This window comes from Rickettsia endosymbiont of Urophora cardui (genome assembly GCF_964030725.1).
Taxonomy (GTDB): Bacteria; Pseudomonadota; Alphaproteobacteria; order Rickettsiales; family Rickettsiaceae; genus Rickettsia.
This window is the reverse complement of sequence record NZ_CAXIPY010000003.1, coordinates 34,903-53,138: the sequence shown is the minus strand read 5'-3', so window position 1 is coordinate 53,138 and position 18,236 is coordinate 34,903. Positions and strand designations below refer to the sequence as shown.

Here is an 18,236-nt window from a genome sequence, read left to right as displayed (position 1 = left end):
GCTTTCTATCTATCCCTTATCCTAAATTAGCGTTTATAAGGTTTTAAATTAATATAATATATAACTTAAAATTAACGCAAGAAGATTATTAAATAACATTTTATTTTTTGATTGGATGTGCGGTAACATATGCCGTTTCTAAATGCTTTATACTTGTTTTTGTATAGCTTTGTGTAGTTGAAAACTTTTATGTCCTAACAGCTCTTGAATAGAGCGTAAATCTGCCCCATTTTCTAGTAAATGCGAGGCAACACTATGCCTAAATCTGAAGTTTTGACAAAAAATTTTTATTAAAAAAAGTGGCGAGTGTATCAATCTATAATTTGTATTATATATCCAATAATTTACTTTAAATTGTAGAAATATCGCTTTTAAGCTGATAAAAGCACTAAATATTTAAAGATGAAGAACTCGGCCGCAAGCGACCGAGTTTCAAAACAGGTTAAACTGCTTTGTTTCTTTTTCAATTTTATCCATTGCGTTTAGTTGATTTTGGTATCCACACAAAGTGATACATTATTCTAAAAACATGATGACTATTACGCCTCAATTCCATTCTACTAAATTATAATATGCCAACGCTTATATTATAACGCTATCCATCTAGGGAGCAAGCTCCCTAGATTTTCGCTATGCGGTTAAATATTTAGTGCTTTTATCAGCTTAAAAGCGATATTTCTACAATTTAAAGTAAATTATTGGATATATAATACAAATTATAGATTGATACACTCGCCACTTTTTTTAATAAAAATTTTTTGTCAAAACTTCAGTTAATCATAAAGCAGAGATTATAGCTGTTAAAATAACAAAAGCAAATAGAGCTGATTTATCTGTTCTTGAATCTATAACTCAGAAGATAACAGGTAAGGTATTTGGTGATAAAGCATATATTTGTAAAGAGTTATGGTTTAAACTCTATTCTAGAAATTTAAGAATGATAACTAATATTAGCAAGGATATGAAGAATTATTTACTAGAATTAGAAGATAAGGCTATGTTACGTAAACGATCATTAATTGAATCAGTATTTAATATACTAAAAAATAGAATGAACCTAGAGCATATAAGGCATAGATCTCCTGTTAATTTCTTGGTGCATATTCTAGCTTGTGTTACTTCTTATGCTATCACTAAATCTCGTATAAAACTTGATGCTTTAGCTCCAGAAGGAAAGTTCTATAAATGATGCTCCTCGCAGCAGAGCTACGAGGAGCATCATTTATAGAACTTTCCTTTTCTACAGCTATTTCGCTTTTCTTTAATTTGTGTAAGGAATAATTCATAAGCTTTTAAATCAACAAAATTACGTGATCCACGTAATAGCAGATGTTGATTCACTGCTTGCTTAAATGTATCATGACTTTTTTCAACAGAACCATTTTCATGACTGACGCCTGGATTATTTCGCGATGGTGCAACATTGTAATAACCAAGCAATTCTTGCCATCTTTCTGTAAATTGTCTACTATTACCACATTGCTTGGTAGCTGCACTTAAATTATCTGTACGATGCTCTGGTAAAACTCCACCTAACTCCCATACAGCTTTTTCAAACCCTGATGCTAATGTATCAAAACTTTCACTATGGCATATGCTAAAAGTTTCCCAACATGAATAAGGCAACATAAAATGAAATAGTAAGTGAGGATATGGTTGCCCACCAATACAAATACCCAATTGATTCATATTGGTCCAATCAGACTGACTCTGTTTGCCAGGAAGAATATTTTGTAAAAAGATTACTGTCTTATCCTTACCATGTGCAGCTCTCCATTGTTTCAACCTTTTCTGCAAACAGCGTAATTGCTTCCCATTATAATTCCCATGATACTTTTCTGTCAAATATGCTAATATGGTAGTTGCTTGCAACTCCGGTGCTGATTCTAGCATTGATTCTATTTCATCCCAGTGCTTCACAAATGGATCCTTACGTGTCCTATATTTACGTATTGTGCGTAATTCGCTTGGATACTTATTAATACGTAAATACTTACGTGCCGTTTTTACACTCATACCTGCTTTTGCAGCAGAAATTATCTGATTATATTTTTTGATCTTTTGCATTAAAATACCTACTTGGTTATTTGTACATGTCATCAGTAATTCTCGAATAATATTTAAATATTTAAAAATAAATTTTTATTCGATTTTACTGTCCATAGTTACTTCTTTTTTATAGGTAATTTTAATGTTCGTTGAGGGTAATTCTAATATTCGTTAGTCAATTATTACGCAAACGCTCAATTATCGAAACAGTATTTAGTGTGCTGAAGGGTGCTTTCGAGCTCGAACATACAAGACATAGATCAATTTGGAATGCCTTTGTACATATCTTATCCGCCCTAATTGCATACTGTATGAAACCTAACAAACCTGCTATATCTCAAAATTAGCTAATCCAGAATTCAGGTTAAAAGGGTAGGTTATCTTGCTTTATGTTGGATCCCGCGATCAAGTCGCGGGATGACAGGGACAAATGCTCCACGTAACAATGCCGCCACGGGATAACGCAGGACATAAAAATCGTGGGATGACTGTGTGTGGTGCTATATCCTGAGATTGCCACGCTCCTTGCAGTCGCTCGCAATGATGTGATATAAAAAAAAAGAGCCTTTAGGAAACTAAAGACTCTTTTGTTAGATTTAGGGATTTAAAAGATGTAAAAAATTACATATCAAATCTTAGACCAGCCATTAAGTTACTACCTCTATAGCGTGTTCCACCAAATCTTGCTGACGCACCATCCTGAGTAACAGTTTGAGTTTTTGTTTTACCGTAATCTCTCCAGCTATAAACTAGTTCAGCTTTTACACCTTGAGCAACTTCAAATGAAGTACCTAAAGATAGTTGATAAGCAAAATTTGTTTTATTTTTAACAGTTACTTTAGCAGCATCAGCATATGATGTGTATGAAATTTTTTCTTTCACCATTGCGGCACCAATACCAGCACCAGCAAAAACTTTAAACATATTTAAATCAACTACATCAACATAACCATTTAATAAGAAGCTTACAATATTAGGTCTGTGTTTTACTGAAACCCTATTACCATTTGCTGATTTTTTTAAATGATTACTTGTGACTAAACCAACTGTAAAATCAGTTCTTAGGTTATCCATGATATAGTAACCTGCTCCGATTTCGCCAGTAAAGCCAGTGTTAGACTTCACTTTTATTTCTGTGAGCCTATCCTTTTGGCTATCAAAAATTACAGCACCAGCATTTACTTTTAGATACCATAGATTTTCCATAGATGATGACATTGATGAATTCATAGCTGAATCAGTTGTCATAGGGGCATTCATCACAACTCCTTCGCAAGGATCGGTAGCAGCAAAAATTGCAGCTGAAGATAAAATAGCTGTACTTGCAGCTGTTATTAAAAGTAATTTTTTCATATTATTAATATTCCTTAAATTATTTGTTAGTTATTAAAATTAAATTTTAGATAAGATTATTACCTAAATCTAATGACAATAGTTCCTAAGTAATAGAAAAGTTATTTTAATTACTTGAAACTATTAAATATTGTTGATTATTTGATTATATATCACATCTTAAACCTGCAGTTATGTTATGGCTTTGATAACGTGTTCCTTTAACTTGCACATTTTGTCCTGCTTGATTTTTTACAGTCCCGCCTTTTGCCTTACCGTCACTTATCCAGCTATAAGCTAACTCTGCTTTAACTCCATCAGAAATTTGTGAAGAAGTACCTAAAGTTAGTTTGTAAGCAAGGTTAGTTGTGTTTTTGCTTGAATAAGAATTAGAAACAGTAACATTATTAATACTTTGAGAATATGAAACTTTTTCTTTCAGCATTGAAGCACCGATACCAGCACCAGCAAAAACATCAAACATTTCAAAGTTAGATAGATCTACGTAACCATTAATAAGTAAACGTGTGATATTAGGCTTATGGCTTGATGAACGATTAGTTCCGTTGACACTGCCAGACTTCTTTAATTTACCACTGAATGTAGTACCTAAAGTTAAGTCAGCTCTGAAATTTTCTGCAATATAGTTACCAACACCAATATCACCAGTAAAAGCAGTATTAGATTTTAATTTAAGACCAGTTTGGCTGTCCTTTTCTTTATTGAACATTGCCGCACCAGCATCTACTCTTAAATACCAGCTATCATTCCCGCAATCAGCGAATGAAAGGGCTGAAGATAAAACTGTTGCACTTGTAGCAGCTATTAAAAGTAATTTTTTCATTTTTAGTACCTCAATAATTTGAATTAATTAATAAAAAGCTATCTTTAGGGCTAGTATAACATACTAATTATTAATAGTGCTAGATTAATATATAAAATTAATAGATTAAAGCAACAAGTTTAGATAAGTTTGTGACAAAATAGACATAAATAGATAATTAGCCCTTTTATACACCAATATATTTATTAAATTTATCTTTTTCATCTTTGAATTTATCAGCATCTGGTAGAGCGGGTTTTTTCTTAGTAATAATTTGCCATTTCTCATGTTCTATAAAGTGTTTTGCTCGCTCTACCCATTCTATTAGCTCAGGTGATTCGGGCTTTATGGCATCTATTGGGCAGTCAGGCACGCATACCCCGCAATCTATACATTCATCCGGATTGATAACCAGCATAAACTCACCCTCATAAAAACAATCTACCGGACATACTTCAACACAATCAGTATATTTACATTTCACGCATTCATCAGTTACAACGTAGGTCATTTTTTTATTTACTTTTAATTTTGTTGATTAATATAGAGGTTCTTAAAAATAATATTAACAAAAAATATAATATAAAACTTACAAACATTATTATTAAAGGTTTTAGCATTGATGAGTGAATAGTTGGTGAGCCTAATCTTAAAACGCTAGCTGGCTGGTGTAGGCTATACCAAAGATTTACCGAAAATTTTATTATTGGTATGTTAATAAGCCCAATAAGAGCAATAATAGAAGCAGGATTCTGGGCTTTTCTTATATCTTCTGCACTATTAACTATTATAATGTAGCTTAAAGATAGTAGGAATAATATTAACATTGAAGTAAGCCGTGCATCCCATACCCACCATACTCCCCATATAGGTTTGCCCCATATGCTGCCTGTTACTAAGCTAATTAAGGTGAAAGTAGCCCCGATATAGCTAGCAGCTACCGCAAGCAAATATGACATAGTGGTTTTCCACACTAAATAGCTGAAGCTACAAGCTGCCATAAAGACATAAATAGCGAGTGCCATCCAAGAGGCAGGCACATGAACATACATAATACGTACGAATTCGCCTTGTTGATAATCAGGCGGGGAAACTACTAGCCCTAAGTAAAGACCAATAGCCGATGTTAGAAAAGTCAATATTGTCAATATAGGAATTACTATTTTTGACAGTTTATTAAAATAATGAGGATTTAGTAATTTAAACATAATGCATTTCTGCTAAAAAGTAATTTATTTGGGTTAACTTGTCATCCCGTGGCTTGTCCACGGGATCTTGTACCGCAAACTGTGTCCTGAGATGTCGTGGTCAAGCCACGGCATGACACTAAGGACAATATAGCAGAGATTAAAAAAAAGAGGAGTAAAATTCTTAAATTGAAATCAGGAGCTTAATTCATTATTATATTATCATTTATCTTTAATCTTCATACAAAATGACCAAGAAAAATACTTTACTGCTTATAGACGGATACGGATTTGTTTTCAGAGCCTATTATGCACAACAGCCTTTAACTTCCTCAAAAGGTAAGCCTGTAGGGGCTCTTTACGGCTTTACCTCAATGCTGCTAAAGCTACTTAATGACTTTAAGCCGAAGCATGCAGCAGTAGTGTTTGACAGTGGTGGGAAAGATTTCCGTCATGAAATTTATCCTGAATATAAAGCTAATCGTCCACCACCGCCTGAGGATTTGATTGCACAATTGCCATTAGTACGTGATGTTGCAAGAAATTTAAACTTCCCAATTTTAGAAAAAAATGGCTTTGAAGCTGATGATATCATAGCAACTTTTGCTGCTAAAACTGCTTCTATTGGGGAAGAAGTAGTGGTCATATCTTCCGATAAAGATCTATTGCAATTAATGAATGACAATGTAAAAATATATGACCCGCTAAAAGCCAAATATATTACAGAAGATAATGTTGTTGAAAAATTTGGCGTTACTTCTGATAAATTACGTGAGGTGATGGCTTTAATTGGGGATAAATCTGATAATATCCCAGGTGTGCCGTCAATAGGACCAAAAACCGCAAGCAGCCTTATTACCCAGTTTGGTACAGTTGAGAACATCTTTAATTCTCTAGAGCAAGTTTCAAGCATAAAACAACGTGAGACGCTACAAAACTCAAAGGAATCTGCTCTAATTTCATGGCAGTTAATTGGGCTGGATTATAATGTTGACATGGATTTCAAGCTAGATGCTCTGGAATGGTCGCCACCTGATCATAATAAATTAACAGAGTTTCTACATGAATATGGCTTTAAATCTTTATATAAAAGAGCAGAGAATTTATTTGACATTAAAATTAGTGAACATAAAGAAGTAATAGAAGAAAAAGCCGTAGAGATAAAAGAAATCAGTAATAAAGCTGAGCTTGAAGCTTTCGCTGAAAAGGCTAAAAAAGCAGGCATATTCGGAATATATATGTTGCAGAATAAAGGAGCTAATATTGCATTTATTTTATCCCTAAAAAATCAAGCTTATATTATTAAAATCTCAAATGAGGCTAATAATCTTTTTACTTATAATTCTAAGGCTGATAATGAATGGTTTACAGATATTATTTTTAATTTACTAACTGACCAGTCAATAAAGAAAATCACTTATTTACTAAAACCTCTGCTGCAATTTTATGCTAGTAGGGCACAGCAAATTACAGCAATCGAAGATTTAGAATTAATGAATTATGCACTATCCGCAGGTCTGCCGCAAAACAATCTATTTGAAGCTGTAGAAAAAGAAGCAACAATAGAAGAAGCAGCAAAAATAGTAGTAGGCTTTATCGATCTTTATCAGCAAACTATTTTAGAGCTTAAAGATAACAAGGCTTTTAGAATTTATAAAGAAATCGATTTACCTGTTTGCTTTGTAATAGATAAAATGGAAAAAACTGGCATAAAAGTAGATGCGAATTATTTGAATCAGTTATCTAGTGAATTTGGAACAGAAATATTAAAGCTTGAGGAAGAAATTTTTGCTTTAAGTGGTACGAAGTTTAATATTGGTTCACCAAAACAATTAGGTGAAATTTTATTTGAAAAAATGCAATTACCATTCGGTAAAACTTCTGCTAAAGCAAGCTCCTATTCAACGGGTGCTGAGATACTCGAAAAGCTTAGCGAGCAGGGTTATCCTATTGCGGATTTATTGCTAAGATGGCGTCAACTTACCAAGCTAAAAAATACTTATACTGATAGTCTGCCAAAGCAAATAGATAATATAACTCGTCGGATTCATACCACTTTTTTGCAAACTTCCACTACTACAGGACGGCTTAGCTCACAAGAGCCTAATCTGCAAAATGTACCTATTAGGTCGGGTGAAGGGAATAAAATCAGGCAAGCTTTTATTGCAGAGCAAGGCTATAAATTAATATCAGCGGATTATTCGCAAATAGAGCTTAGAATATTAAGCCATATTGCGGATATAAAGGCTTTAAAACAAGCATTTATTAATAAAGATGATATACATACTCAAACTGCTTGCCAGATCTTTAATTTACAAAAAGAGGAATTAACTAGTGAACATAGACGTAAAGCAAAAGCTATAAATTTTGGCATTATTTACGGGATAAGTGCTTTCGGGCTTGCAAAGCAGCTAAATGTTAGTAATAGCGAAGCTGCTGAATATATCAAAAAATATTTTGCTGAATATAAGGGCGTGCAGGAATATATGGAAGCGACTAAAAGCTTTGCTCAAGCAAATGGATATGTTACTGATTTCTTCGGACGTAAATGTTTTGTGCCTCTAATTAATGATAAAAGACTCAAGCAATTTGCCGAGCGTGCCGCTATTAATGCCCCGATTCAAGGAACTAATGCCGATATAATCAAAATAGCGATGACCATACTTGATAGAGAAATAGAGAGGCATAAACTTAAAACTAGATTGGTTCTGCAAATTCATGATGAGCTATTATTTGAAGCACCAATAGATGAAGTAGAAACAATAATGCCAATCATCAAGCAAATTATGGAAAATTCTACCAATATGGATGTACCAATTATTACCGAAATTAGAGCTGGTAATAATTGGATGGAAATACATTAGATATAGTGTCCAGGATAGTGGACTAATGGTATGGACCTCCTGATATAGAGAATGAAAAGCAGTTGCTAATCTTCTAGGGTTAATATTTAACATATTAAAACAACAATTAAGGAGGTCCATATGGAGGTTACTACAATTGGTATAGATATTGCAAAAAGAATTTTTCAAATTCATGGTGTAGATAAAAATGGCAAGACAGTATTAAAGAAAAAATTGATGAGAGATCAGGTTTTGACATTTATGGCTAATTTACCACAATGTTTAGTAGGGATGGAAGCTTGTGGTGGTTCTAGTTATTGGGCAAGAGAAATAACTAAATTAGGGCATGAAGTAAAACTAATGGCACCGCAATTTGTCAAACCATATGTTAAAACTAATAAAAATGATCAAGCAGATGCTGAAGCGATATGTGAAGCCGTGACAAGACCTAATATGAGATTTGTTGCAATTAAAACTATAGAGCAACAAGAAATTTTATCAATACATAGGGTAAGAGAGAGATTGGTAAAAAATCGTACAGCACTTGCTAATGAAATTAGGGGGCTACTACATGAGTTTGGTTTTATTGTTCCTCAAGGCATTAATAAGGTTATCACAAAATTAATTGAGATTTTAGATGCAGGGAAATTAAGCCAGTTAAGTTATCAAACATTTAGTGAACTAAAAGAAGAATTCTTAGATAATAACAGAAAAATAAAAGAGATAGAAAAACGATTAACAATGATAGCAAGTAACCTAACTCAATATCAACGATTAAGAGCTATACCTGGTCTTGGTTTAATTACTGCTACTGCTTTAATAGCATCAATAGGTAATGCTACAAGTTTTGAGAATGGCAGGCAATTATCGGCATGGCTAGGATTAGTGCCAAGACAACATTCAAGTGGTGGGAAGGATAAGCTGCTGGGAATTAGCAAGCGAGGTGATGTATACTTACGCACTTTATTAATTCAAGGGGCTAGAGCTGTACTAAATGCCAAGATAAGATTTACATCGGAAGAACAGAAATCTAAAAAAGATTTTAGCCAATTTACGAAATGGATGTTTAATTTATCTGAGCGAAGTAGCCATAATAAAACGACAGTTGCCATAGCTAATAAGTTGGCAAGAGTGGTGTTTGCTGTACTAAGATCAGGAGATGATTATGTAGAGAGTAAAGTTTGTAGCTAAAGAGTGTGTAGCATAGCACTTATAAGTAAAATAAATGGTGATTTATATAATGAATAGGTAAAAGCAAAACAATATGTAAGAGATTCCAACCCGAAATATGCTTGAGATAATTAATATTGATGGTAAATAAGACAAACCTTAGCTTACAAAAAAACTGCGTTTTTCAGTGGCTCTTTTAGAAGCCGATGGACTGATAAGTATATAGTTTGTAAGCCAGCGAATTCCATCAGGGCTGTAGAATAAATTAGGTTGATTTATCAGCTATAAGCCGGATACATGACTGCATTTGTTTGTTTTTATTATTGATGTTATTTTTTTCTTGCATTCTACAGGAGGTCCATACATGAAAAATCAAGACAAAAAAATGAGTAGTATGTTTTCCTAATTTTTCGATTATCAGGCAGCAATTTGCTGATAATTTTGCATATAATTCAGATATACATTCATAGGCTTTTTATAACCAATACTTGAATGAAATCTGTGATAATTATATTTATTCAGATAATGATCAATCCCCTCTTTTAACTCTTTAACATTGTTAAAATCATTAATAAAGATACAATTATATTTTAAAGTTCTAAAAAACCTTTCTATTACTATATTATCAATACTTCTACCTTTGCCATTCATTGAAATTTGGATATCATGCTCCTTGAGAATATTTATGTGGTCATAACTGGTATATTGGCTACCTTGATCACTATTAAATATCTGTGGAGCGTTATACTTACTGAGAGCTTGTTTCAAGACATCAGTTACAAGAGATGCATCCATAGAATTTGACAGTTTATAGCTCAATATGGCCTTGCTATGCCAATCTATAATAGCTGCCATATACATAAAGCCACCATTAGTTCTAATGTAAGTAATGTCACCACTCCAAACCTCATTCACATTAGGCACATACACTTGCTTTGTTGAGCCAGATTTAGTCCAAGGTAAATTCCAGTATTAATTAAGCCAGATTTATATTTTCTTCCCATACCTCATTGGGTGTTTTATAACCGAGCACTTTTCTTGGTAAATTATTTAAAAAATCCTCAATTTCTTGTAATTGCTTTATTGTTAATTTTTTTATATCTAAAGATTTAGAGTATACTCTGTGCACCATTGAGTTAATCTTCTCTATCAATGGTTTTTGCCATGGAGAATAAGGATTGCAAAAATATACTTTTCGTTCAGATTTTGGCAATAGTTGTTCATGATTGGTAAATTCTTTGCCATTATCTAACGTTATGCTTTTGATTATATGCGACAATTGTTTAAGTTTTTTATTCATGTTACCAATCACATCTTGTGTTCTTTTTGAACGGTTTAAAGTGAGAAACACTTTTTGTGTTCTGATATCCACAAGAGCGCCTATATTACGACTTTGATTACCTTTGTTAAAAGTTAAATCACCTTCTAAATGACCTATTGCTGCTATCTTTCTATTTATCTCTGGTCTTTCAGTAATGGAAACTCGATTTGGTATTGTAATTCTTTTGTTTCTGATTCTTGTACCATGATGCAACCTATTTTTCCTTTTTCTTGCTAAAGATAAATATAATTTTTGCCTTTGTGCTATAGGAGATGTATAAATAAACTGGTATATACTCTCTGTAGAAATATTGACAGTATCTCGTGATAGTTTACGTCTACCTGAAATTATATCTGGTGAAATACCCTGTGTTAACTGCTTTATTATTTCTGCTCGTAAATTATTATCAATATCTAATTTTCTTTTTCTCTTACCTTGCCTTAAACTGCAAGCAAGTGTGTTAGCCCTATCTGGTCTATAATTATGCCTCATTCTCTTGAGTTCATAACATATAGTGCTTTTATCACGGCCAATCTTTGTCCCTATATATCGCGAGCTATAACCACTCTTATTCATTTCGTATATTTTAAATCTTTCATCTATCGTTAAATGAGCCATGATATATCTATATTTAAATGATGCTCCTCGCAGCAGAGCTACGAGGTATCTAAAAAAGTTTTAGTTGTTTCTTATGATATCACGAAGCAGAGCTTCGGGGAATTAAACCCTGAGAGATTAATTATAGAACTTTCCATCTATTGCTTCATTTATTTTTTTATTCTTCTCTATTTGCATTTCTGTTACCTATATTTTTAATTACTTCTAATATAGGCTCAACAAAAATTTACACAATCATTGCAAAAGACTCGATTTAAATTACATTTAATCATTAAGCATAAAGCAGAGATTATAGCTGTTAAAATAACAAAAGCAAATAGAGCTGATTTATCTGTTCTTGAATCTATAACTCAGAAGATAACAGGTAAGGTATTTGGTGATAAAGCATATATTTGTAAAGAGTTATGGTTTAAACTCTATTCTAGAAATTTAAGAATGATAACTAATATTCGCAAGGATATGAAGAATTATTTACTAGAATTAGAAGATAAAGCTATGTTACGTAAACGATCATTAATTGAATCAGTATTTAATGTCCCCCTACGGGGATAAAAAATCCCTCGCCTTCAGGCGAAGGGAAGATATAATGAAGTTGCTTTAGCAACGAATTTATAAAAAGATATGAGAAGTTATAGAAAAAATAGTCATAGCCAGTATGATTTAAAAGTACATATTATATGGATACCAAAGTATAGAAAAAGAGCATTGGTAGGAAAAGTAGCTGAGAGAGTCAGGGATTTATTAAGGCAAATTTGCATGGAACATGAAGCATATATAATTTCAGGTAAAGTATCTTGTGATCATGTTCATATATTTATTTCATACCGTCCTCAAGTGGCTTTAAGTAAGCTTGTACAATATCTAAAAGGGAGTAGCTCAAGAATATTATTGCAAGAATTTGCTCATTTAAGGAAACAATTTTGGGGTAATCATTTTTGGGCTAGAGGATATATGGCGGTGAGTTCAGGTAATATTACTGACGAAATGATACAGCAGTATATTGATGAACAAGAAGGTGAGCCAGTAAATGATGATCGATTTCTAATCGATTCCACTTTATAACCCCTCAGCTTATAGCTGAGGGTTGTTTAGTATACTAAAAAATAGAATGAACCTAGAGCATACAAGGCATAGATCTCCTGTTAATTTCTTGGTGCATATTCTAGCTTGTGTGGAAAGTTCTATAATTAATTAAGCCAGATATAATCAATTTTTAATCTCTCAGGGTTTAATTCCCCGAAGCTCTGCTTCGTGATATCATAAGAAACAACTAAAACTTTTTTAGATACCTCGTAGCTCTGCTGCGAGGAGCATCATTTAAATATAGATCAGGAGTTTCGCACTTAGCAAAATTGTGTATTAGTTAGAAGCCATTTAATGTTGTTCTGAATTGATGTTTTTATAACTTCCCAAGTTTGTTGATATAAAGTAATGTTTTCATTTATCCTCCTTTTGTTCATATCAAGCCAGGCCAATACAGCAAGGCAAATATGATTTCTTTGAGCTCGACCCGTGCGTGCCTGACAGCATTCAATACCACAAGTTTGTTTCAATTCTCGATGATAAACTTCTATAGACCAACGCGCCTTAACAATTTTCTCTATTTGCTCACGTGTAGGATTCTCTAAATTAGTTGTTATGTAATCAATGCGACCATTTTTTGCCACAAACTTAAATACCGTAACCCAACCGTATCCACGTAGGTGAATTTTTAGCCCTTCATCGGGAATCTCTAAAGTTTCCAAGCTAACATTACGATTAACTTTTCTATTTTTTCTTAGGTTGGTAACCCATATCCAACCTAAATTACGTATATGTTTTAAATTATCCAAACCACTATACCAAGCATCCATAACTATAGCATCAGGCTTGATACCTCTTTCTTTAGCTAAAGTAAGCATATCACAAAAATGCTCGTTCTTTGTTTTACCATCAGTTTCTTTATCATATATTCTATAATCTACAGGAGTAGATTGATCAATTTGAGTATTGTAATGCAGTAAGTTTACCATTCCTATACCAGGTATAACATCATGTACAGCCCCAGAATATTGATAATTTACAAGCTCGATCCTCTTACTGTATTGCTTTGACAATAAGGTGTCATCTCCTACTAATAAACAAGGATCTTCCAGATCAATATATTTTGACACTTTGCTATAGATTTCGCTAGGGCGAAAATCCTTACTCTTTAACCATCGACTTGCACTATCGTGCGATAGATCTAATGGACTTACTTCAGATAATGCTTTGCTAGTATATCTTACACTACTTGCTTGTAAGAATGATTTATATAAATCTTTGCTACATTTTGATCTTGTCATTTTTATCTAAAACTATTTTTCTCTAGATTAGCATATTATTTGCTAAGTGCGAAACTCCTGTAGATATATCATGGCTCATTTAACGATAGATGAAAGATTTAAAATATACGAAATGAATAAGAGTGGTTATAGCTCGCGATATATAGGGACAAAGATTGGCCGTGATAAAAGCACTATATGTTATGAACTCAAGAGAATGAGGCATAATTATAGACCAGATAGTCCCTCCGCCAAAACTCTAAAAAATATCACTTGTGTCACTAATTTCCAAAAATAGTGCGATTTTAGAGCAAATTACTCTAATTTTGAGGGCTGATTTTAAATTTTTGTATTAAAAACCACACTATTTCCCAAAATGCATTCATTTTTTTATTGTCATTTTTTTGTATTTCCATAAGCTTTTGATATAAAACCTTTCATTTTCTTATGGATTTTACTATGCATTTTTGCCTTAAAACCCTATTGCCTATAAGGCTTTTAGAGTTTTGGCGGACGGACCAGATAGGGCTAACACACTTGCTTGCAGTTTAAGGCAAGGTAAGAGAAAAAGAAAATTAGATATTGATAATAATTTACGAGCAGAAATAATAAAGCAGTTAACACAGGGTATTTCACCAGATATAATTTCAGGTAGACGTAAACTATCACGAGATACTGTCAATATTTCTACAGAGAGTATATACCAGTTTATTTATACATAGCACAAAGGCAAAAATTATATTTATCTTTAGCAAGAAAAAGGAAAAATAGGTTGCATCATGGTACAAGAATCAGAAACAAAAGAATTACAATACCAAATCGAGTTTCCATTACTGAAAGACCAGAGATAAATAGAAAGATAGCAGCAATAGGTCATTTAGAAGGTGATTTAACTTTTAACAAAGGTAATCAAAGTCGTAATATAGGCGCTCTTGTGGATATCAGAACACAAAAAGTGTTTCTCACTTTAAACCGTTCAAAAAGAACACAAGATGTGATTGGTAACATGAATAAAAAACTTAAACCTGAAGTTTTGACAAAAATTCTAATTTTTCTAACTAAAGTAAAAATTTATATTTAAAGTTAAATATTTAGTGCTTTTATCAGCTTAAAAGCGATATTTCTACAATTTAAAGTAAATTATTGGATATATAATACAAATTATAGATTGATACACTCGCCACTTTTTTTAATAAAAATTTTTTGTCAAAACTTCAGTTAAACAATTGTCGCATATAATCAAAAGCATAACGTTAGATAATGGCAAAGAATTTACCAATCATGAACAACTATTGCCAAAATCTGAACGAAAAGTATATTTTTGCAATCCTTATTCTCCATGGCAAAAACCATTGATAGAGAAGATTAACTCAATGGTGCACAGAGTATACTCTAAATCTTTAGATATAAAAAAATTAACAATAAAGCAATTACAAGAAATTGAGGATTTTTTAAATAATTTACCAAGAAAAGTGCTCGGTTATAAAACACCCAATGAGGTATGGGAAGAAAATATAAATCTGGCTTAATTAATACTGGAATTTACCTGTTACTTCTTATGCTATCACTAAATCTCGTATAAAACTTGATGCTTTAGCTCCAGAACAACTTCTCTTATCCTAAATTGGCGTTATTTATGCAACAAAGCCATTGAGAAAAGTTACTAAGAATAAACGCATCTTTCCAAATGATGACGCAGTATTTAAGGTTTTATATCTGACAATTGATTATATTACCAAAAAATGGTCTATGCCTATCCCCAATTGGAATGAAGCTATGGCTCATTTTATGATCAAATTTGATGGTAGAATTTAATGGTTCACGAAATTTACACAATTGATGAGACAGAGCCAATTTTTCATTTATGAGAAGTAACCACTATAGTAAAATTACTTCTCAAAAGAACAAAATGATCTATTACTGCCCTGCTCAAGGAAATCAATAATTTGCATTACTATAGAATTGTTTTTATATTTCTCTTGAGCTTGCTTAATTCTATCAGCGAAATTACCTTCACCTAAAAAGATTTCTTGAACTATTTTTAAAGCGTTTAAAGACTCTGCTTTATCAAACCCTTTCCTATTCATGCCGACTAAGTTTAGCCCCTCAAGAACTGCACGTTTGCCGCTTGCAAGACCAAAAGGGATTACATCAGCTCCAACTGGTGATAAGCCGCCAATCATTGAGTGTTTACCAATTCTTGCATATTGATGAACTGCCGATAAGCCACCAATTATGACATAGTCTTCCACTTCTATATGCCCAGCTAGGCTTACATAATTAGCAAACACTACATTATTACCGATTTTGCAATCATGACCGATATGAACGCCAACCATAAATAAATTATTATTTCCTATCCTTGTAATCATTCCGCCGCCTTGGCTTCCTGCCTGTACTGTAACATATTCTCTAATAATATTGTTAGAACCGATTATCGTATTTGACCGCTCATTATTATATTTTAAGATTTGCGGAGGTTGACCGATAGACGCAAACGGATAAATTACTGTACTTTCGCAGATTTCAGTAATCCCCTCAATAACTACGTGAGACTTTAGTTCTACATTATCATGCAGTACTACTTCTGGACCAATAATACAATATGGACCAACTTTTACGTTCTTACCAAGTTTTGCACCTTCAGCAATTATACTAGTTGGATGTATATTAGAATTTGACACTACTATACCCTTAAGATTTATCTTTTATCATTGCGGTAAATTTACTCTCCGCTGCCATTTCACCATCAACTTTAACTGTGCTTGAAAACTTCCATACATTAGCTCTTTGCTGATCAATAGTAGCATGAATATGCATTGTATCCCCTGGCTGAACAACTCTACGAAATTTTGAGTTCTCGATAGCCATTAAAAACACTTCTTTATTTTTAGTAGAGCCGAGAGATTTAGCAACTAATATAGCTGCAAGCTGTGCCATAGCTTCAACCATTAAAACTCCAGGCATGACAGGTCTTGCTGGAAAATGTCCTGTAAACTGCGGTTCATTAACAGTAACATTTTTAATGCCAGTTATTGATTTATTAGGATCAATTTCAACTACTTTATCCACTAATAAAAACGGATAACGATGAGGTATCAAATCCATAATTTCGGTAATATTGATAGTCATTTATTTAGATCTCTTATTTAATGATGCTCCTCGCAGCAGAGCTACGAGGTATCTAAAAAAGTTTTAGTTGTTTCTTATGATATCACGAAGCAGAGCTTCGGGGAATTAAACCCTGAGAGATTAATTGTTTCATAATAATAGATTGTCTGTGCCAATCCATAATAGGTACAGCTGGACTACCGCCAACAATTTTACCCGCTTCTATATTTTGTGCTACACCGCCTTGTGCTGCTACTTGAGCTCCATCACCTATATTTAGATGTCCGGCGACTCCCACTTGCCCCCCAAGAGCACAATATTTACCAATTACGCTACTTCCAGCTATACCTGCTTGTGCTACAATAATTGAGCCTTTACCTATTTTGACGCTATGCCCGATCTGCACTAAATTATCTATACGGCATAAATCTTCTATTATAGTATCTTGCAGTGATCCCCTATCAATAGTAGTGTTAGCACCGATTTCAACATTATTACCGATTTTAATAATTCCAGTATGAAATATTTTATGATGCATACCTTTTTCAGTAGAAAAGCCAAACCCGTCTTGTCCGATTTTTGCTCCTGAAAGTATTACAACATCATCCCCTATAACAGAATAATTTATTGATACATTAGATTCGATTCTAGCATTTCTGCCAATAACCACTCCTGTACCTATAAAGCTGCCTGCTTCTATTATACTATCATCACCTATAACAACATTATCCTCAATAACTGCATTATGACCTATATAACAATTTTTACCTATAGTTGCTGATTCTGCAACATAAGCTGATTTCATTATTTTAGTAGGATACGATTTTACCGGAGCATAGAAAAAATCTATTAGCTTGCCGTAAGCAAAATATGAATTTTCAGCACGCAATAAGACAGTATTGGGATTTACTTCTCCAGTAAAGTCTTTTGGCACGATACAAGCTACAGCTTTAGTATTTTTTAAAAATCGAGAATATTTAATATTACTTAAAAAGCTAATATCATTAGAAGAAGCTTCTTGTAAAATTTTAATATCATGAATAGCTACATCTTCATGAATTTTAGGAGCTTTTATAAAATCTTGTAGGAAATCTGCAATTGCCGTTAGCTTTCTTGGTCCCAGATTCCTATAAAAATTACTATTTACCATGCAGAATTTTAGCGGATTTAATTTGTCCCGTAAAGTATATACGCGATAGCTTTATTATGCAACAACATTTGCAAGAAGTTTTGTAACGCTAATTTAGGATAAGGGATAGATAGAAAGCTTATAGATAAAGGGTTTAAAGGAGATTAATGTTGAGTTATGATAGATTTTTTTAATCTCTCAGGGTTTAATTCCCCGAAGCTCTGCTTCGTGATATACTACTTGAATGGAAGAAAGCAGTTATATACATAAGAGTCATAATGTCACAGTACTAATATATCATTTAGTAACGCCGGCAAAGTATAGAAGAGTAATATTCAATCAAGAACTAG

General features: G+C 32.9%; 14 protein-coding genes and 10 pseudogenes. 12 read left to right on the top strand and 12 right to left on the bottom strand.

The window, feature by feature from the left end:
* Positions 1–100: 100 nt before the first annotated feature.
* Positions 101–264 (bottom strand): annotated as a pseudogene (locus AAHI98_RS02905) (tyrosine-type recombinase/integrase); the annotation flags it as partial.
* Between the two features lie 514 nt (positions 265–778).
* Here AAHI98_RS02905 and AAHI98_RS02900 point away from each other — a divergent pair.
* Positions 779–1,189 (top strand): annotated as a pseudogene (locus AAHI98_RS02900) (transposase); the annotation flags it as partial.
* A 29-nt stretch (positions 1,190–1,218) separates the two neighbouring features.
* On the opposite strand, the gene istA reads toward AAHI98_RS02900, so the two are convergent.
* Positions 1,219–2,100 carry an IS21 family transposase gene (istA, locus tag AAHI98_RS02895; protein WP_342225009.1) on the bottom strand — a complete coding sequence of 294 codons (882 nt, stop codon included), beginning with the start codon at positions 2,098–2,100 and terminating at the stop codon, positions 1,219–1,221.
* A gap of 128 nt (positions 2,101–2,228) precedes the next feature.
* Here istA and AAHI98_RS02890 point away from each other — a divergent pair.
* A pseudogene (locus AAHI98_RS02890) lies at positions 2,229–2,396 on the top strand (transposase); the annotation flags it as partial.
* Positions 2,397–2,670: 274 nt separating this feature from the next.
* Here the strand turns inward: AAHI98_RS02890 and AAHI98_RS02885 are convergent.
* From AAHI98_RS02885 to AAHI98_RS02870, 4 genes are all read right to left on the bottom strand, one after another.
* Positions 2,671–3,402, bottom strand: a complete 732-nt coding sequence (locus AAHI98_RS02885; RefSeq protein ID WP_342225008.1) for an outer membrane protein — start codon at positions 3,400–3,402, stop codon at positions 2,671–2,673.
* A 145-nt stretch (positions 3,403–3,547) separates the two neighbouring features.
* Entirely contained in the window at positions 3,548–4,225 is a 678-nt protein-coding gene (locus AAHI98_RS02880; RefSeq protein ID WP_342225007.1) for an outer membrane protein, read from the bottom strand.
* A gap of 166 nt (positions 4,226–4,391) precedes the next feature.
* Positions 4,392–4,715 (bottom strand): ferredoxin FdxA, encoded by a 324-nt coding sequence (fdxA, locus tag AAHI98_RS02875; protein ID WP_342225006.1) that lies wholly within the window; start codon positions 4,713–4,715, stop codon positions 4,392–4,394.
* A 4-nt stretch (positions 4,716–4,719) separates the two neighbouring features.
* Positions 4,720–5,412, bottom strand: a complete 693-nt coding sequence (locus tag AAHI98_RS02870) for a heme ABC transporter permease (RefSeq protein ID WP_342225005.1) — start codon at positions 5,410–5,412, stop codon at positions 4,720–4,722.
* A 227-nt stretch (positions 5,413–5,639) separates the two neighbouring features.
* Here AAHI98_RS02870 and polA point away from each other — a divergent pair, with 227 nt between their 5' ends.
* Both polA and AAHI98_RS02860 read left to right on the top strand, forming a co-directional pair.
* Complete coding sequence (gene polA / locus AAHI98_RS02865) at positions 5,640–8,255, top strand: DNA polymerase I (RefSeq protein WP_342225004.1); 2,616 nt, start codon at positions 5,640–5,642, stop codon at positions 8,253–8,255.
* 120 nt (positions 8,256–8,375) lie between these two features.
* A complete protein-coding gene (locus AAHI98_RS02860; RefSeq protein WP_342224642.1) occupies positions 8,376–9,425 on the top strand; it encodes an IS110 family RNA-guided transposase in 1,050 nt (349 codons plus the stop codon).
* A 396-nt stretch (positions 9,426–9,821) separates the two neighbouring features.
* On the opposite strand, the pseudogene AAHI98_RS02855 reads toward AAHI98_RS02860, so the two are convergent.
* Positions 9,822–10,340 (bottom strand): annotated as a pseudogene (locus AAHI98_RS02855) (IS3 family transposase); the annotation flags it as partial.
* 40 nt (positions 10,341–10,380) lie between these two features.
* Positions 10,381–11,343 (bottom strand): IS30 family transposase, encoded by a 963-nt coding sequence (locus tag AAHI98_RS02850; protein WP_342224646.1) that lies wholly within the window; start codon positions 11,341–11,343, stop codon positions 10,381–10,383.
* 252 nt (positions 11,344–11,595) lie between these two features.
* Between AAHI98_RS02850 and AAHI98_RS02845 the strand changes: the two are divergent.
* The 3 genes and pseudogenes from AAHI98_RS02845 to AAHI98_RS18445 all read left to right on the top strand — a co-directional run.
* Positions 11,596–11,880 (top strand): annotated as a pseudogene (locus AAHI98_RS02845) (transposase); the annotation flags it as partial.
* An 84-nt stretch (positions 11,881–11,964) separates the two neighbouring features.
* Positions 11,965–12,405 carry an IS200/IS605 family transposase gene (gene tnpA / locus AAHI98_RS02840; protein WP_342225002.1) on the top strand — a complete coding sequence of 147 codons (441 nt, stop codon included), beginning with the start codon at positions 11,965–11,967 and terminating at the stop codon, positions 12,403–12,405.
* 22 nt (positions 12,406–12,427) lie between these two features.
* Positions 12,428–12,538 (top strand): annotated as a pseudogene (locus AAHI98_RS18445) (IS982 family transposase); the annotation flags it as partial.
* 148 nt (positions 12,539–12,686) lie between these two features.
* Here the strand turns inward: AAHI98_RS18445 and AAHI98_RS02835 are convergent.
* Complete coding sequence (locus AAHI98_RS02835) at positions 12,687–13,667, bottom strand: IS701 family transposase (protein WP_342224656.1); 981 nt, start codon at positions 13,665–13,667, stop codon at positions 12,687–12,689.
* Between the two features lie 70 nt (positions 13,668–13,737).
* Between AAHI98_RS02835 and AAHI98_RS02830 the strand changes: the two genes are divergently transcribed.
* From AAHI98_RS02830 to AAHI98_RS02810, 4 genes and pseudogenes are all read left to right on the top strand, one after another.
* A complete protein-coding gene (locus tag AAHI98_RS02830) occupies positions 13,738–13,944 on the top strand; it encodes a helix-turn-helix domain-containing protein (RefSeq protein WP_342225001.1) in 207 nt (68 codons plus the stop codon).
* 220 nt (positions 13,945–14,164) lie between these two features.
* Positions 14,165–14,667: pseudogene (locus AAHI98_RS18440) on the top strand (IS30 family transposase); the annotation flags it as partial.
* A 199-nt stretch (positions 14,668–14,866) separates the two neighbouring features.
* Positions 14,867–15,175, top strand: a pseudogene (locus AAHI98_RS02815) (IS30 family transposase); the annotation flags it as partial.
* Between the two features lie 121 nt (positions 15,176–15,296).
* Positions 15,297–15,461 (top strand): annotated as a pseudogene (locus AAHI98_RS02810) (IS256 family transposase); the annotation flags it as partial.
* A 74-nt stretch (positions 15,462–15,535) separates the two neighbouring features.
* On the opposite strand, the gene lpxA reads toward AAHI98_RS02810, so the two are convergent.
* From lpxA to lpxD, 3 genes are all read right to left on the bottom strand, one after another.
* Positions 15,536–16,330: an acyl-ACP--UDP-N-acetylglucosamine O-acyltransferase gene (gene lpxA, locus AAHI98_RS02805; RefSeq protein ID WP_342224996.1), complete on the bottom strand. Its 795-nt coding sequence runs from the start codon at positions 16,328–16,330 to the stop codon at positions 15,536–15,538.
* 10 nt (positions 16,331–16,340) lie between these two features.
* Positions 16,341–16,778, bottom strand: a complete 438-nt coding sequence (fabZ, locus tag AAHI98_RS02800) for a 3-hydroxyacyl-ACP dehydratase FabZ (RefSeq protein WP_342224995.1) — start codon at positions 16,776–16,778, stop codon at positions 16,341–16,343.
* Between the two features lie 82 nt (positions 16,779–16,860).
* Positions 16,861–17,907 (bottom strand): UDP-3-O-(3-hydroxymyristoyl)glucosamine N-acyltransferase, encoded by a 1,047-nt coding sequence (lpxD, locus tag AAHI98_RS02795; RefSeq protein ID WP_342224994.1) that lies wholly within the window; start codon positions 17,905–17,907, stop codon positions 16,861–16,863.
* Between the two features lie 223 nt (positions 17,908–18,130).
* On the opposite strand from lpxD, the pseudogene AAHI98_RS02790 reads away from it, so the two are divergent.
* Positions 18,131–18,233 (top strand): annotated as a pseudogene (locus AAHI98_RS02790) (IS200/IS605 family transposase); the annotation flags it as partial.
* Between the last annotated feature and the right edge of the window lie 3 nt (positions 18,234–18,236).

Bases quoted from the DNA above. Each gene is read 5' to 3' on its own strand.
- istA (WP_342225009.1), bottom strand. From the start codon at position 2,100: ATGACATGTACAAATAACCAAGTAGGTATTTTAATGCAAAAGATCAAA.
- AAHI98_RS02885 (WP_342225008.1), bottom strand. From the start codon at position 3,402: ATGAAAAAATTACTTTTAATAACAGCTGCAAGTACAGCTATTTTATCT.
- AAHI98_RS02880 (WP_342225007.1), bottom strand. From the start codon at position 4,225: ATGAAAAAATTACTTTTAATAGCTGCTACAAGTGCAACAGTTTTATCT.
- fdxA (WP_342225006.1), bottom strand. From the start codon at position 4,715: ATGACCTACGTTGTAACTGATGAATGCGTGAAATGTAAATATACTGAT.
- AAHI98_RS02870 (WP_342225005.1), bottom strand. From the start codon at position 5,412: ATGTTTAAATTACTAAATCCTCATTATTTTAATAAACTGTCAAAAATA.
- polA (WP_342225004.1), top strand. From the start codon at position 5,640: ATGACCAAGAAAAATACTTTACTGCTTATAGACGGATACGGATTTGTT.
- AAHI98_RS02860 (WP_342224642.1), top strand. From the start codon at position 8,376: ATGGAGGTTACTACAATTGGTATAGATATTGCAAAAAGAATTTTTCAA.
- AAHI98_RS02850 (WP_342224646.1), bottom strand. From the start codon at position 11,343: ATGGCTCATTTAACGATAGATGAAAGATTTAAAATATACGAAATGAAT.
- tnpA (WP_342225002.1), top strand. From the start codon at position 11,965: ATGAGAAGTTATAGAAAAAATAGTCATAGCCAGTATGATTTAAAAGTA.
- AAHI98_RS02835 (WP_342224656.1), bottom strand. From the start codon at position 13,667: ATGACAAGATCAAAATGTAGCAAAGATTTATATAAATCATTCTTACAA.
- AAHI98_RS02830 (WP_342225001.1), top strand. From the start codon at position 13,738: ATGGCTCATTTAACGATAGATGAAAGATTTAAAATATACGAAATGAAT.
- fabZ (WP_342224995.1), bottom strand. From the start codon at position 16,778: ATGACTATCAATATTACCGAAATTATGGATTTGATACCTCATCGTTAT.
- lpxD (WP_342224994.1), bottom strand. From the start codon at position 17,907: ATGGTAAATAGTAATTTTTATAGGAATCTGGGACCAAGAAAGCTAACG.